Annotated in this window: 14 protein-coding genes; 12 read left to right on the top strand and 2 right to left on the bottom strand. The window is 70.4% G+C overall.

The window, feature by feature from the left end; genetic code table 11:
• Nucleotides 1–6 precede the first annotated feature (6 nt).
• The 6 genes from tpiA to ACZ32T_RS00815 all read left to right on the top strand — a co-directional run bounded on the left by tpiA (nucleotide 7) and on the right by ACZ32T_RS00815 (nucleotide 5,396).
• The gene (gene tpiA / locus ACZ32T_RS00840) at nucleotides 7–783 is read left to right on the top strand and encodes a triose-phosphate isomerase (protein WP_356712138.1); all 777 of its coding nucleotides are present in this window, start codon (nucleotides 7–9) and stop codon (nucleotides 781–783) included.
• A 113-nt stretch (nucleotides 784–896) separates the two neighbouring features.
• Nucleotides 897–1,133 (top strand): preprotein translocase subunit SecG, encoded by a 237-nt coding sequence (gene secG / locus ACZ32T_RS00835; RefSeq protein ID WP_467267364.1) that lies wholly within the window; start codon nucleotides 897–899, stop codon nucleotides 1,131–1,133.
• Between the two features lie 109 nt (nucleotides 1,134–1,242).
• Nucleotides 1,243–1,578 (top strand): RNA polymerase-binding protein RbpA, encoded by a 336-nt coding sequence (locus tag ACZ32T_RS00830; RefSeq protein WP_099176117.1) that lies wholly within the window; start codon nucleotides 1,243–1,245, stop codon nucleotides 1,576–1,578.
• Between the two features lie 156 nt (nucleotides 1,579–1,734).
• Complete coding sequence (gene pgi, locus ACZ32T_RS00825; protein WP_467364701.1) at nucleotides 1,735–3,387, top strand: glucose-6-phosphate isomerase; 1,653 nt, start codon at nucleotides 1,735–1,737, stop codon at nucleotides 3,385–3,387.
• Nucleotides 3,388–3,390: 3 nt separating this feature from the next.
• Nucleotides 3,391–3,894 carry a PH domain-containing protein gene (locus ACZ32T_RS00820; RefSeq protein WP_467267367.1) on the top strand — a complete coding sequence of 168 codons (504 nt, stop codon included), beginning with the start codon at nucleotides 3,391–3,393 and terminating at the stop codon, nucleotides 3,892–3,894.
• A complete protein-coding gene (locus ACZ32T_RS00815; RefSeq protein ID WP_467364699.1) occupies nucleotides 3,891–5,396 on the top strand; it encodes a PH domain-containing protein in 1,506 nt (501 codons plus the stop codon). Before ACZ32T_RS00820 ends, ACZ32T_RS00815 begins: the two co-directional genes overlap by 4 nt.
• A gap of 26 nt (nucleotides 5,397–5,422) precedes the next feature.
• On the opposite strand, the gene ACZ32T_RS00810 is transcribed toward ACZ32T_RS00815, so the two are convergent.
• Entirely contained in the window at nucleotides 5,423–6,571 is a 1,149-nt protein-coding gene (locus ACZ32T_RS00810; RefSeq protein WP_467364697.1) for a SagB/ThcOx family dehydrogenase, read from the bottom strand.
• A gap of 630 nt (nucleotides 6,572–7,201) precedes the next feature.
• Here ACZ32T_RS00810 and ACZ32T_RS00805 point away from each other — a divergent pair.
• The 6 genes from ACZ32T_RS00805 (at nucleotide 7,202) to ACZ32T_RS00780 (ending at nucleotide 13,134) form a co-directional block, all read left to right on the top strand.
• The gene (locus tag ACZ32T_RS00805; RefSeq protein ID WP_467267373.1) at nucleotides 7,202–7,594 is read left to right on the top strand and encodes a hypothetical protein; all 393 of its coding nucleotides are present in this window, start codon (nucleotides 7,202–7,204) and stop codon (nucleotides 7,592–7,594) included.
• 62 nt (nucleotides 7,595–7,656) lie between these two features.
• Nucleotides 7,657–8,883 carry an acyl-CoA dehydrogenase family protein gene (locus tag ACZ32T_RS00800; RefSeq protein WP_467267375.1) on the top strand — a complete coding sequence of 409 codons (1,227 nt, stop codon included), beginning with the start codon at nucleotides 7,657–7,659 and terminating at the stop codon, nucleotides 8,881–8,883.
• Complete coding sequence (locus ACZ32T_RS00795) at nucleotides 8,880–9,875, top strand: hypothetical protein (protein ID WP_467267377.1); 996 nt, start codon at nucleotides 8,880–8,882, stop codon at nucleotides 9,873–9,875. Before ACZ32T_RS00800 ends, ACZ32T_RS00795 begins: the two co-directional genes overlap by 4 nt.
• On the top strand, nucleotides 9,872–10,801 hold the full coding sequence (locus ACZ32T_RS00790) for a ThiF family adenylyltransferase (RefSeq protein WP_467364695.1): 930 nt from the start codon (nucleotides 9,872–9,874) through the stop codon (nucleotides 10,799–10,801). Before ACZ32T_RS00795 ends, ACZ32T_RS00790 begins: the two co-directional genes overlap by 4 nt.
• Nucleotides 10,802–10,899: 98 nt before the next feature.
• Nucleotides 10,900–12,333 carry an MFS transporter gene (locus tag ACZ32T_RS00785; protein ID WP_467364693.1) on the top strand — a complete coding sequence of 478 codons (1,434 nt, stop codon included), beginning with the start codon at nucleotides 10,900–10,902 and terminating at the stop codon, nucleotides 12,331–12,333.
• Between the two features lie 51 nt (nucleotides 12,334–12,384).
• A complete protein-coding gene (locus ACZ32T_RS00780) occupies nucleotides 12,385–13,134 on the top strand; it encodes a response regulator transcription factor (protein WP_467364691.1) in 750 nt (249 codons plus the stop codon).
• A 64-nt stretch (nucleotides 13,135–13,198) separates the two neighbouring features.
• On the opposite strand, the gene ACZ32T_RS00775 is transcribed toward ACZ32T_RS00780, so the two are convergent.
• Nucleotides 13,199–13,723, bottom strand: a complete 525-nt coding sequence (locus tag ACZ32T_RS00775; RefSeq protein WP_467267385.1) for a helix-turn-helix domain-containing protein — start codon at nucleotides 13,721–13,723, stop codon at nucleotides 13,199–13,201.
• Between the last annotated feature and the right edge of the window lie 266 nt (nucleotides 13,724–13,989).

The following is a 13,989-nucleotide window of genomic DNA, read 5'->3' as shown; positions in this document are numbered from 1 at the left end:
CCTTTCATGACCACCCGCACCCCGCTCATGGCGGGCAACTGGAAGATGAACCTCAACCACCTCGAGGCCATCGCCCACGTCCAGAAGCTCGCTTTCGCCCTGGCCGACAAGGACTACGACGCGGTCGAGGTCGCCGTCCTGCCGCCCTTCACCGACCTGCGCTCCGTGCAGACGCTGGTCGACGGCGACAAGCTGAAGATCAAGTACGGCGCCCAGGACATCTCGGCCCAGGACTCCGGCGCGTACACCGGTGAGATCTCCGGCCCGATGCTCGCCAAGCTGAAGTGCACGTACGTGGCCGTCGGCCACAGCGAGCGCCGCCAGTACCACGGCGAGAACGACGAGATCTGCAACGCCAAGGTGAAGGCCGCGTACAAGCACGGCCTGACCCCGATCCTCTGCGTCGGCGAGGGCCTGGACATCCGCAAGGCGGGTGACCAGGTCTCCTACACGCTGGCACAGCTCGACGGCGCGCTGAAGGACATCCCGGCCGAGCAGGCCGAGTCCATCGTCATCGCCTACGAACCGGTCTGGGCCATCGGGACCGGCGAGGTCGCCACCCCCGAGGACGCCCAGGAGGTCTGCGGCGCGATCCGCGGCCGGCTCGCCGAGCTGTACTCGCAGGAGCTGGCCGACGCGGTCCGTATCCAGTACGGCGGCTCGGTGAAGTCCGGCAACGTCGCGGCCATCATGGCGCAGCCCGATGTCGACGGTGCTCTCATCGGCGGCGCCGCTCTCGACGCCGACGAGTTCGTCAAGATCGTCCGCTTCCGCGACCAGTGAGTATGCGGTAGCGCGGATCCGTCGTACCCTTGCGGGGGCCGAGGGGGGTCTACCCCCGGGCCCCCGCTGTTCGTACATGCAGTCCTAGGAATTCCGGAAAGTAGGGACCAGCCGTGGTTTTGGCGTTCGAGATCGCCCTGATCGTCTTCAGCCTGCTGCTGATGCTGCTGGTGCTGATGCACAAGGGGAAGGGCGGCGGCCTTTCCGACATGTTCGGGGGTGGAATGCAGTCCTCCGTGGGTGGCTCCTCGGTCGCCGAGCGGAACCTCGACCGCATCACCGTCGTGGTCGGTCTGGGCTGGTTCGCGTGCATTGTCGTCCTTGCTCTGCTCATCAAGCTGGACAACTGACCCCCCGTCCGCGATTCCTGGTGAGGGTGTAACTCCTTTCACTGGACGCGCGTTGGGCCTTACGTAGACTGGGGCATCTTCGAGCACCATCACGCAGGGAGTTACGACCGTGGCAAGTGGCAACGCGATCCGGGGAAGCCGGGTCGGAGCGGGGCCGATGGGGGAGGCCGAGCGCGGTGAGTCCGCGCCACGGGCCCGCATCTCCTTCTGGTGCTCGAACGGGCACGAGACGCAGCCGAGCTTCGCCCATGACGCGCAGGTACCGGAGACCTGGGACTGCCCGCGCTGCGGCTTCCCGGCCGGGCAGGACCGGGACAGCCCGCCGGCCCCGCCGCGCACCGAGCCGTACAAGACGCACCTGGCGTACGTGCGAGAGCGGCGCAGCGACGCCGACGGCGAGGCGATCCTCGCCGAAGCCCTGGCGAAACTCCGCGGCGAGATCTGAGACTTCTGTTCACCGGCCGGTCACCCCCTGGGTGCCCGGCCGGAATCGGTATGCCGTCCACCAGCTCGCCGTTGCCCCGCCGGGCCCTCCAGATCAATTAGGTTGGAGGGGCAGCGGGGAAGGTTGCAGGTACGAGAGAAGTGGGCGATTTCCGGGATGAACGCACAAAGCCGAACCAAGCTCAACCAGCTGTCCGAGTGGACGGCTCTCGGCAAGCACCGTGAGCAGTTCGGGGGGACACATCTGCGGCAGCTGTTCGCGGACGCGCCGGACCGGGGGAAGCAGTACACCCTCCGCGTCGGTGACCTCCACATCGACTACTCCAAGCACCTGGTCACCGACGAGACGCTGCGGCTGCTGCGCGAGCTCGCGGCCGCCACGGACGTCGCGGGGCTGCGGGACGCCATGTTCCGCGGCGACAAGATCAACACGACGGAGGACCGCGCCGTCCTGCACACCGCGCTCCGCGCGCCGCGGGGCGCCGTGATCGAGGTCGACGGCGAGAACGTGGTGCCCGCCGTGCACGCCGTCCTCGACAGGATGGCCGCCTTCTCCGACCGGATCCGGTCGGGCGGGTGGACCGGCCACACGGGCAAGCCGATCAAGAACATCGTCAACATCGGTATCGGCGGCTCGGACCTCGGCCCCGCCATGGCGTACGAGGTCCTGCGCTCCTTCACGGACCGTTCGCTCACCGTCCGCTTCGTGTCGAACGTCGACGGCGCCGACCTCCACGAGGCGGTACAGGGCCTCGACCCGGCCGAGACCCTCTTCATCGTCGCGTCCAAGACGTTCACGACGATCGAGACCATCACCAACGCCACCTCCGCCCGCGACTGGCTGCTCACCGGGCTGAGGGCCGGTCAGGACGCCGTCGCCAAGCACTTCGTGGCGCTGTCGACCAACGCGGAGAAGGTCGCGGACTTCGGCATCGACACGGCCAACATGTTCGAGTTCTGGGACTGGGTCGGAGGGCGGTACTCCTACGACTCGGCGATCGGCCTCTCGCTGATGATCGCCATCGGACCTGACCGGTTCCGGGAGATGCTCGACGGCTTCCACCTCGTCGACGAGCACTTCCGCACCGCCCCCGCCGAGGAGAACGCCCCGCTGCTGCTGGGCCTGCTGGGCATCTGGTACGGCCAGTTCTTCGACGCCCAGTCGCACGCGGTGCTGCCCTACAGCCACTATCTGTCCAAGTTCACGGCGTACCTGCAGCAGCTGGACATGGAGTCCAACGGCAAGTCCGTGGACCGGGACGGCGATCCGGTGGAGTGGGAGACCGGGCCGGTCGTCTGGGGCACCCCCGGTACCAACGGGCAGCACGCCTACTACCAGCTGATCCACCAGGGCACCAAGATCATCCCGGCCGACTTCATCGGCTTCGCCGCACCGGTCCACGACCTGCTGCCCGGGCTGATCGCCCAGCACGACCTGCTGATGGCCAACTTCTTCGCGCAGACCCAGGCGCTCGCCTTCGGCAAGACGCCGGAGGAGGTCCGCGCGGAGGGCGTGCCCGAGGAGCTCGTGCCGCACAAGACGTTCCGCGGCAACCACCCGACGACCACGATCCTCGCGGACCGTCTCACCCCGTCGGTGCTCGGCCAGCTGATCGCGCTGTACGAGCACAAGGTCTTCGTCCAGGGCGCCGTCTGGAACATCGACTCCTTCGACCAGTGGGGCGTCGAGCTCGGAAAGGTCCTGGCCAAGAAGATCGAACCGGTCCTCACCGAGGGCACCGGCGGCGAACAGCTGGACAGCTCCACCGCCGCGCTCGTCTCGACGTACCGCTCGCTGCGGGGCCGCTGAGCGATGACCACGGGGGAGGGGACGATACGGCTCAGGCCGCCGCGCAACGCGCCCGACCGCCGGGCCGTCGGCTGGTGGCGGACACAGTGGCTGCTGTTGACCGCGGCCCCGGTCGCGGTCCTCGGCATCCTGGGCGCGTTCATCGGGCCCGCCAGACTCTGGCTGCTGACGCCCGCCGTCGTGCTCGGCGCCGTCGGTCTGCTGTGCGCCGTCCTCTTCCCCCTCTGGTGGTTCCGCACCCACCGTTGGGAGGTCACCGACGATGCGGTCTACGTGAGCACCGGGGCGCTCCTGCGGGAGTGGCGGATCGCCCCGATGTCCCGCATCCAGACCGTGGACACCGTGCGGGGCCCGCTGGAACAGCTCTTCGGGCTGGCGACTGTCACCGTCACCACCGCGTCCGCCAAGGGCGCCGTGGAGATCGAGGGGCTGACCCATGAGGTCGCCACCGAACTCGTGGAGCGGCTGACCCGCATCACCCAGGCCACTCCCGGGGACGCCACATGAGCACGGCCGTCGACAGCGTCGGCTGGCGGCGGCTCCATCACCGCACGGTCCTGGTCACCGCGCTGGTCACGGCGGGAGTCGCGGCGGGCGCGGCCGTACCGGTCACGGTCGCGCTGTCCGGCCGTCTCGGATACGCGGCGGCCATCGGCTGGGCCCTGGCGGGAGCCGCCCTGCTGATCGGCTGCGCCGCCGCCGGAGACTACGCACGGTGGCGGCGCACCCGGTACCGCGTCGGCACCGAGCGCGTCGATCTGCACACCGGGCTCCTCCTGCTCAAGCGCCGCTCGCTGGCCCGGGAGCGGATCCGCAGCGTCGACCTCACCGCCCATCCGCTGCTGCGCATCCTGGGTCTTGTCTCGGTCCGCATCGGCACCGGGGAGCAAGCGGGAGGCGACTCCACGCTCACGCTGGACCCCGTCGCCCGCGCCGAGGGCGAGCGGCTGCGCCGTGACCTCCTCGACCGCGCCGCCCCTGACCTCTCCGTGCCGCACCGGGACGGTGAACTGGCCAGGCTCGACCTCCGGTGGATCCGCTACGCGCCCGTCTCCTTCGCCACGCCCCTGCTCGGCGGCGCCGCCGCCGGCGGGGTGATGCAGATCAGCGACTGGGTGGGGGCGCAGACCGAGGTGATCCACTGGATCGCCGACCGCTTCCGGGACACCCCGCTGCTCTGGATGATCGCCGTCCTGGTCGTGACGGCCCTGGCAGCCGGTGTGGCCGGGGCACTCGGGCTGTGGGTCGAGAGCTGGTGGAGCTACCGCCTGGAGCGCGAGCCGGGCGGCACCCTGCGCGTGCGGCGCGGACTCTTCACGTCGCGTTCCCTGTCCGTCGAGGAACGGCGACTGCGCGGGGTGGACCTGGTGGAACCCCTCGGTGTGAGGCTCGCGGGTGCCGCCCGGGTCGACGCGATCGCCACGGGCCTGAGCAGGGACGAGGAGTCGCGCAGCGCCGACCACAACACACTGCTGCCGGCGGCGCCCCGCGCGCTGGCGGACACCATCGTCGCGGAGGTGCTGCGCGAGCAGGCCACCCCGACCGGCGCACCGCTCACGGCGCATCCACGGGCGGCCCGTGGGCGACGGCTGCGCCGCGCCCTGGTGGTGGCCCTGGCGCCCGTGCTGGTCCAGGTGCTGCTGGGTGTCCTGCTGACGCCCGTGCTGCTCTGGACCGCGCTCGGCAGCGCGGTGGTGGCGGTGCCCGTCGCCGTGCTCCTGGCCGTCGACGCGTACCGCTCGCTGGGGCACACGCTGAGCGGTGACTACCTGGTGACCCGCTCCGGCACGGTCCGGCGGTCCACCGCGGCCCTGCAGCGGTCCGGAGTGATCGGCTGGACGGTGAAGCAGTCCGTCTTCCAGCGTCGCGCCGGGCTGTTGAGCGTCACCGCCACGACGGCCGCCGGAGGCGGCGCCTACACGGCGCACGACACCGACCCCTCGGAATGTCTCGCCTTCGCCGCCGACGCCGTGCCGGGGCTGCTGGAGCCCTTCCTGGAACGCGGCTGAGCCGAAGGCGCGGCGCCCCGTCGGCGTTACCCGTCGATCAGCGCGGTGGCGTCGAAGGCCGGAACACCGGCCGTTGGGGGAGCGTCCTGGGGTGCCGGAGCGGGATGCCCGGCGGCCAGTACGTACAGCGGGGTGTGGCCGGTGTTGTCCAGGCCGCAGCGGCCGGCGACCGCGGAGTCCCTGAAGGCGCCCGTCTGGGCGGGGCCGAGCCCGAGGGCCGTAGCGGTCAGCGCGAAGGTCTGCCCCAGGTGTCCCGCGTCGAGGAGACAGACCCGGTAGGCGCGGGGCGTCGGGTACTTCGCGCTCATCCGCTCCAGACGCGCGGCGAGAACGACGAGGAAGGCGGGGCGCGCGGCCCACGACTGGTCGGCGCAGAGGCGGGCGGCTTCCGCGGGCGTGAGGCCCTCGGAGAGCAGCTCGAGCGCGTGCTGCAAGCCGTTGTAGTGGTACCAGCCGGGGGCCAGGCCGCTGACGCCCAGGACGCCGACGTACGCGTCGATCTCCTGCCGGGAGCCGCCCTGCGGGCTGGTCCGCCGGTACAGGGCGCCCCGCCCGCAGTCGATGAAGTCGACCGGGCCGAAGACCGTGGCCAGCAAGGTGGCCAGTGTCTCCAGCGACACCGGCGCACCGGTGAAGTCGCGGTGGGTGCGGCGGTTGTACAGAACCTGTTCGTACGGGGCCCCGAGCCCGGCCGGCCCGCGGGGCAGCAGGAGCCGGGGAGCCTCCGGATACCCGGTGAACAGCGGAGGCAGCGGCTCCCGCCCCGGTCCGGGCGGGGGCGGCCCCGGGGCGCCCGCCTCCCGTGCCTCCCCGGAGGGGGCCACGGCCTGGGGGGAGTCGTACACGTCCTGGGTGGCGTAGTGGAAGAACGACGCCTCGGGCATCCACGCGCCCCACTGTCCGGCGATCCGCTCGTCGAGCTGCGCGGCCGCGCTGCCGTGGGCCAGCAGGGCTCCGCTCCGCACCAGCGCCTCGACGGCGTCCTCGACGGTGTCCGGGGTCAGGTGGCCGAGGTGTCCGGCGGCCTCGTCGGGAGTGCTCCACTCCTCGAACGCCGCAAGGATCTCCGCTGCGGCCGGGTGCAGTGCCGTGGGGGTGCCGTGCGGGTGGGGGTGGACGACGAAGGCGCTGTCGTGCCAGTAGCAGGTCAGACAGCGAGAACGACGTAGACGCACGGTGACTCCTGCAAGGGGAAGTGGGGGAAGCGGGGGGAAGAACCGGACGTACGCGTGGGGCCGGGCAAGGGGGTACCCGGCCCCACGCGCGCGGTCACGCCTGGCGGTAGGCCCACGTCCAGTTCCAGGTGGAACCCTCACCGGCCTTGGGACGGTCGGCCCGGATGGCGATCCGGTGCTTCATCTCGATCCTGCGCATTCTTCTTCACCTCCTTCTTCCATGTTCGGGGTTACTCATCTGTGCGTCGCCGCGACGGCATATCCATGACGCAACACAGAATCGTCATACGCAAGACCTCATTTCCCTAATCACTCTTTCGTGGTGGGATCCATGGCCTTCGATTTTCTTTCGCGTCGCATTCATGGGGAGTGTTCTCACGCGCTGTCAACGTGCTTTGTATACGGGAGGCGGGACTGGTTGCGGTAGATCGCTGCTGGTCACAGGCTTACGGAGTGGCTGCTTACCAATTTCTTTCAGACTTTTTTCGGCTACCTGTCGATGCGGGCGAAGGTCTCCGGAAGGTGTCATAACGTGCGGACATCGGCACTCGATGAACTGAAGAAGCGGCCAGGCGATGTGTTCATTCATTGCGGCCGGGTGCCGGACCACTGAAATCGCGAAGGGGCAGCATGACCGTTTTTACGTCCAGCGAAATGGCCTCCGAAGTCTTCGGCCGGCTTTTCGGCGTACTGCTGGAGGACGAGCAGTTCGTGGAGAAGGCGCGCAAGGAAGCCCTGTCGGTGCAGCTGGTGCACAGCAAGCCCGACTGCCGGATCTTCGTCTCGTCCGAGGGCGTCGTCTCCGGGGACGACGTGCCGTTCAAGGCCGCGATCACTCTCAAGATGTCCTGCGACACCGCGCACGCCCTGTGGTCGGGCCGGCTGCTGGTGCCCGCCGCCATCGCCACCGGCAAGGTCCGGATCCGCGGCCGCATCGCCAAGGTGCTGGAGCTGGTGCCGATGCTCCAGCCCGCCTTCGACAGCTACCCGACGATCGCCGCGGAAGCGGGCGTCGGCGCCTGACCCACCGCGTGCATCCCCCGACCGCCCCCGACGACACCTGTGAACGAGGAGCCACGAAACCCATGACCATCGACGTACCGGCAGGACTCTCCCCAGAGCTCAACTTCGACGTGCTGCCCCCGGATGTGCGGCAGCTCAAGGACGACGCGCGGCGGTTCGCGCAGGAGACCGTGAAGCCCCTGGTCGGACAGCTCGACCAGGCGCCGGCCGAGGACTTCGACTGGGACGTGGTGCGCCGCGGCCACGAGATCGGTCTGACCCGGGCCGCCGTCCCCACCGACTACGGCGGGCTCGGGCTCGGCATGCTGGGAGTCGCCACCGCCCTGGAGGAAGTGGCCGCCGTGTGCCCCGGCACCGCGCTCGTCTTCGGGGCCACCATGCTCGGCCAGGCCCCGCTCCTGCTCTCCGGCGACCCCCGCCTCCAGGCGCGCTACCTCCCGCTCTTCTCCGGTGACGAGCCGGTGCTCGCGTGCAACGCGGTGACGGAGGAGGACGCCGGGTGCGACCTGATCATCCCCGCCAACGCACAGCACGCACGCAACGTCATGACGGCCCGGCGGGACGGCGACACGTACGTGCTCACCGGCAGGAAGCGGTTCATCACCAACGCCCGCTTCGCCGCCTTCGCCTCGGTGTTCGCGAACATGGAGGGCAGCCCCGGAGCCACCGGCCTCACCTCCTTCATCGTGCCCCTGAACCTCCCCGGAGTCGTGCGCGGCCCGGTCGCCGACAAGATGGGCTACCGCGCCTGCCTGGGCAGCGAGTTGGAGTTCGACGAGGTCCGGGTGCCCGCCGAGAACATGATCGGCGGCGAGGGCGAGGGCATGCCCATCAACATGGCCCAGAGCAACATGGCCCGCGCCGCCGTCGCCGGCATCTCCACCGGTGTGGCTCGCGGCGCCCTGGAACAGGCCGTCGCCTGGGCCGGTGAACGCGTCCAGGGCGGTCAACTCCTGCACCGGCACCAGTTCACCGCCGCGAAGCTGGCCGCCATGAGCGCCCAGGTGGACGCCGCCCGCCTGCTGTACCTGCACGCGGCGAACACCGTGGACACCCAACTGCCCCCACCCGCCTACGAACCGGCGGTCGCCAAACTCTTCGCCGACCGGGCCGCCATCGACGTGGCCGACGCCGCTCTCTCCCTCGTCGGCGCGCGAGGATACCTCCGGTCGTACGGCGTGGAGAAGATGCTCCGCGACGCCTACGGGACCCGCGTGTACGAAGGCACCCCCGAGGTCCTGGCGCTCACGATCACCGAGAGCCTCTACGCCGAGGACGACGCCGAATGAACACCGCCTCCCCCCTCGCGGGCGGTGACGGGCCCGCCCGCACCACCATCCCGACCTCCGCCGACCCGGCGGGCTCCCGCGCCCTGCGCTACGTCGCCGACATCATCGAACTGCACGAACGCCTCAGCTACCGGCAGTTGCCGGCGGAGATCGACGGAACCCCGCTCTACCACGCGGAGGACGTGCACAGCGGGCTGATCACCCTCACCGCACGGGACAGCCAGATCCCCGCCCGGTACCTCAGGGGCATCCTCGGCTTCCGGCTGGCCCAGTACCTGCGGCTGAGCTGGATCTCGGCCGACCTCGTCTACCGGACGGCGGCGTACCACGAACCGCTGCCCCGTCCGGGCCAGATGGAGAGCCTCCACACGGTCACCCTCTGCTCGCGCACCGGAAGGATCCGCGGCTACGTCGGACTGAGCTGCTCGGCCGACCCCGTGAGCCTGCCGCTCGACTCCCCCCGGCGCGCCCTGTTCCCGACCGAGGCCGCCCACGGCATCGACCTGCTGGGACAGTACGCGCGCCTGGGTCTGGGCACTCACCAGGTCTTCGAGCTCAAGCGCTTCCTGCGTGACCAGTCGATGCCGCTCGGCATCCAGCACGACCGGGTGCCGTGGCACCTCATGCTCGGCGTGGGCGAGGCGATGATCCAGCTGGACGACTCGATCCGCCTCGTGCTCGGCGACGCCAAGGAACACGTGGCCCTGCGCCATCTGCGGCTGGCCGGCTTCGACCTCCATGTCGTCGAGGACACCTCCCCGAGCCTGCCCTCGTCGGACCCGCTGGCGCCCATCTACCACCAGGGCGTCCTCGCCAAGCCCTTCGTGGCACCGGTGCCCCAGGACCTGCCCTGGTACCGCGACGTCGTCCGCTCGTACATGGACGGCAGCAGCGACCTGACCTCGTACCACGAGATGGTCGCCCGGCTCGCCGGACGCAGGCAGGCGGCGGGCGGCTCCCTGATCCCCCGCCAGCGAGGAGGTGCCGTATGACCCCGGAGAGCATGGGCCTGCCACCGGCGGGCAGCGGGGAGTCGGGACCGCACCGCGTCTTCTACGACGAGCTGGTCACCCGCAACGCGGGCGTCGTCTCCGCCGGCGAACAGCTGGCCCTGCGCAACGCCACGATCCTGGTGGCGGGCTGCGGGTCGATCGGAGGCGCCGCCGTGGAACCGCTGACCCGGCTCGGGGCACAGCGCTTCCTGGTGGCGGACCCCGGAACGTTCGAACTGAACAACCTCAACCGCCAGAGCGCGGTCGCCGCCGACATCGAGCAGAACAAGGCCGCCGGCGCGGCGGAACGCATCATGTCGATCAACCCGCACGCCCGGGTGAGCGTGTTCACCGAGGGGGTGACCGAGGCGACGGTGCAGCGGCTCACCGCGCACTGTCAGATCATCATCGACGGGGTGGACGTCACCACCCCCGACGGATGGCACGCGAAGCACCTCCTGCACCGCGTGGCGGTCCAGCGGAAGCTCCCCCTCATCACCGGCTGGGACATGGCCGGAACCCAGTACGTGCGCTGTTACGACTACCGGCGCGTCCGGAAGCCCTTCGCCGGCGCCATCACCCTCGCCGACATCGAGCGGGTGGACACCTGGGAACTCCTGCGCCGCGCGGTGCCGCTGCGCCGGGTGCCGGGGGAGATGCTGGCGGAGATCCGGGCGAACCACCTGCGCACGGACTACAGCTTCCCTCAGGTCGCGTACACCGCCACCGCGTTCGGGGTGCTCAGCTCCCACATGGCCGTACGCGTCCTCGCGGGGAAGCGGGTGCGTCAGGAGATCAGCCTGGACGTGCACCAGATGGCCCGGCCGCTCGGTGAGCGCTGGCTGACCCGCCTGCGACGGCCGTTCGAACTGGCGGCCCTGGTGCCGCCGATGCTCCGCCTCATGCGCCGGTCCGGCGCGCGCTGAACGCGGCCGCGCACGCCTCACCGGCGGCGGCCCCGCGGGCTTCCGCGAGGCCGCCGCCGGTGTCCGGCCGCGGCGACACCCTCCAGGAAAAGGCAATCATGCATGTCTCCAAGCGGAGCGTCCTGTGGACGTTCCTCTGCTGTGGCCTCGGCGTGGCCATGGTCTCCCTCGACAATCTGGTCGTCATCACCGCCCTGCCCGCGATCCGCGAGAGCCTCGGCGGCGACATCCAGCAACTCGAGTGGACCGTCAACGCCTACACACTCACCTACGCCGTCCTCATGCTCCCCGGTGCGGCGCTGGGCGACCGGTTCGGGCGGCGGCGGATGTTCGTGGTGGGCCTGGGCGTCTTCACCGCCGCGTCGGCCGCGGCGGCGCTAGCCCCCGGCATCGGCGCGCTCATCGCGGCCCGGGCGTTGCAGGGCCTCGGCGCCGCCGCGCTGATGCCCCTCAACCTGACCCTGCTCACGGCGGTCGCTCCGCCCGCCCGCCGCGGCGCCGTCCTCGGGGCGCTGAGCGCCGTCGAGGGCCTGGCCATCGCGATGGGGCCGCTCGTCGGCGGGGTGATGGTGGAGCACCTCACCTGGCAGTGGATCTTCTGGATCAATGTGCCCATCGGCCTCGTCCTGCTGCCGCTCGGCCGGTGGAAGCTCGCCGAGAGCCGCGGCCCCAACTCCCGGTTCGACCTGGTCGGGACCGTACTGGCCGGCGCCGGCCTGTTCGGCATCGTCTTCGGCCTCATCCAGGGCCCCACGGACGGCTGGACCAGTCCCCACGTCCTGACCGCACTGGCCGGTGGCGCCCTGGTCGTGGCCGCGTTCGTCGCCTGGGAACTCCGCACCGCCATGCCCATGTTCCCGATGCGGCTGTTCCGCCACCGCACCTTCAGCGGCATGAACGCCGCGGGGCTGCTGATGTTCGCGGGCATGTTCGGGTCGGTCTTCCTCCTCACCCAGTTCTTCCAAGGCCCGCGCGGCTACTCCCCGATGGAGGCCGGCCTGCGCATCCTGCCCTGGACGGCGGTGCCGATCTTCGTCGCCCCGATCGTGGGATTCCTCTCCGACCGGATCGGCAGCCGGACCATCGTGGCGATCGGCCTGACCTTCCAGGCCTGCGGGCTGGGCTGGATCGCCGCCCGGGTCTCACCGGACGTCGACTACGTCTCCCTGGTGCCGGCCCTGGTCCTGTGCGGGCTCGGCATGACCTTCTACTTCTCCCCGACCGCGAACCTGGTGATGAGCTCGGTCGACGCCCAGGACCGGGGGATGGCCTCGGGCGCGGTCAACTCGCTGCGGGAGCTGGGCGGTGTCCTCGGAGTCGCCGTGCTCGCCTCCGTGTTCACCGCGCACGGTGACCTCGCGACGGCGAGCAGCTTCACCGACGGCATGATCCCCGCCCTGTGGACCGGCGCGTGCCTCATCGCCGTCGGCGCTGTCGCGGTGCTCACGACACCGAGGCGCCCGAAAACGGAACGGGCCGCCGGAAAAGACGCCGCCATGACGATTTCCGGCACCGGGAACGCCCGGGCCTGACCCCCGGCCCCTCGACGGCCCGCCCCGGGCCGAGGCCCGGATCACCCCGGAGTGTTCCCACGCTCCAGAGGAAAGGAGAGACCGATCACCGCATCCGTCCGCGTCCTGCTCGTCGACGACCGAGCCATCACCCGGACCGGTATCCGCGCCATCCTCGACCAGGACGGAACCGTCGAGGTGGTCGGGGAGGCCTCCGACGCCGCGGCCGCCGAGCGCGAGGTGCTCCGGCTCAGCCCCGCGGTGGTGCTCGCCGACGCGCAGTCCCCCGGCCTCGACATCGTCGGCATGGTCGCCGCGCTGGCCGCACGGTGCGGGGACACCATGCCGGCCGTCCTGCTGACGGCCCAGGGCACCGACCCCACCGCGCGGGAGGCGTTGCGGGCCGGCGCCAAGGGCGTCGTCCTCAGCAGCGCCACGCCGGAGCAGCTGGTCTCCGCCGTCCACATGGTCGCGGCGGGGTACGCCGTCTACGCGGCGGCCGGCCTCCGGCACGGCGCGGGCGGCGGGCAGCCGTGGTTCCCGGCCGCCCCCCGGCCGAGGCCGGACGCGGACCGCGCACGCGCCGGGCTGCTGACGCGCCGGGAACACGAGGTGCTGCAGCTGCTCGCCCGCGGCCTCAGCAACGCCGAGATGTCCGCCGAACTCGTGGTGAGCGAGAGCACGGTGAAGTCACATGTGCAGAACCTGCTCGACAAGCTGCACCTGCGCAACCGGGTGCACGCGGTGATCTACGCACACCGGACGGGGCTGGCGCCCGCGCTCTGCGCCTGCACCGGCCCGCAGGGGACCGGAGCGGACTGAGCGCGGACGCCCTCACCCGCCCGGGGAGCCCCTGCCGGACCGACGTCCGGCGGGGGCTCCGTGGTCAGCCCAGCGCCTCCAGCAGATAACCGCGCCGGCTGGCGGTGCGGACCCGCAGACCCAGCGGCAGGACACGGCGCCGGATCCTCATCACGTGCAGGTCCAGCGCGTTCCGGCTCGCGGTGCTGCCCCGGGTGCTCAGCAGCGTGAGCAGCTCGTCACGGCCCACCAGGCTTCCGAAACGCTGCACCAGCGGCCGCAGCAGGTACATCTCCGTCGGGGACACCGGCACCACCCGGCTGCAGTACCTGAGCAGACCGTCGTGGTCCAGCGCCGGCACATCGTGCGACGAGGCCCTGGCGCGCAGGGCCGAGACCCGTGCGGCGAAGTCCTCGCGGGTGATCGGCGATCGGACCCAGTCCTCCCGTACGTCCGTCGACACGGGCGGTGTCGCCCCGTTCTCGATCACGAGGAGACGGAGGGCGCCCTTGTGCCGGAAGTGTTCCAGCTTCGACGCTTCGAGGGGCCAGCGGACTACGTGAACCTGTTCCTCGTCCGAGGACGTCTGAGGCCTTTTGGTGTGCGGCACGAATCTCCCTTTCCGGATTTTGCAGGAGAACGGGAAAGTCATCCGTGAGCTGCCCTCGCCCCTACTGTGCATTGATTTATTTTTGAAGTGCACCGGAGTCCGGGGGTCAGCGTTGGAAAACTGTTCTCTGCAGCCTCTTTCTTCACTATGCAGCATTCCTGAGTGTTGTGGCAATAAGCAATAATCGAAGGCATTGTACGACAAGTCAGAAAGAATTTGATCATGGTGCTGAGCTCGGCATACTGTACGCGCAGAGTAAGTAGGGC

Source organism: Streptomyces sp. NPDC023573 (assembly GCF_055559735.1).
The sequence above is the reverse complement of the archived record's forward strand: the minus strand, read 5'-3'. Positions and strand labels throughout refer to the sequence as shown.

Excerpts from the sequence above, each read along its gene's own strand:
- tpiA (WP_356712138.1), top strand. The coding sequence starts at position 7 with ATGACCACCCGCACCCCGCTCATGGCGGGCAACTGGAAGATGAACCTC.
- pgi (WP_467364701.1), top strand. The coding sequence starts at position 1,735 with ATGAACGCACAAAGCCGAACCAAGCTCAACCAGCTGTCCGAGTGGACG.
- ACZ32T_RS00820 (WP_467267367.1), top strand. The coding sequence starts at position 3,391 with ATGACCACGGGGGAGGGGACGATACGGCTCAGGCCGCCGCGCAACGCG.
- ACZ32T_RS00815 (WP_467364699.1), top strand. The coding sequence starts at position 3,891 with ATGAGCACGGCCGTCGACAGCGTCGGCTGGCGGCGGCTCCATCACCGC.
- ACZ32T_RS00805 (WP_467267373.1), top strand. The coding sequence starts at position 7,202 with ATGACCGTTTTTACGTCCAGCGAAATGGCCTCCGAAGTCTTCGGCCGG.
- ACZ32T_RS00800 (WP_467267375.1), top strand. The coding sequence starts at position 7,657 with ATGACCATCGACGTACCGGCAGGACTCTCCCCAGAGCTCAACTTCGAC.
- ACZ32T_RS00795 (WP_467267377.1), top strand. The coding sequence starts at position 8,880 with ATGAACACCGCCTCCCCCCTCGCGGGCGGTGACGGGCCCGCCCGCACC.
- ACZ32T_RS00790 (WP_467364695.1), top strand. The coding sequence starts at position 9,872 with ATGACCCCGGAGAGCATGGGCCTGCCACCGGCGGGCAGCGGGGAGTCG.
- ACZ32T_RS00785 (WP_467364693.1), top strand. The coding sequence starts at position 10,900 with ATGCATGTCTCCAAGCGGAGCGTCCTGTGGACGTTCCTCTGCTGTGGC.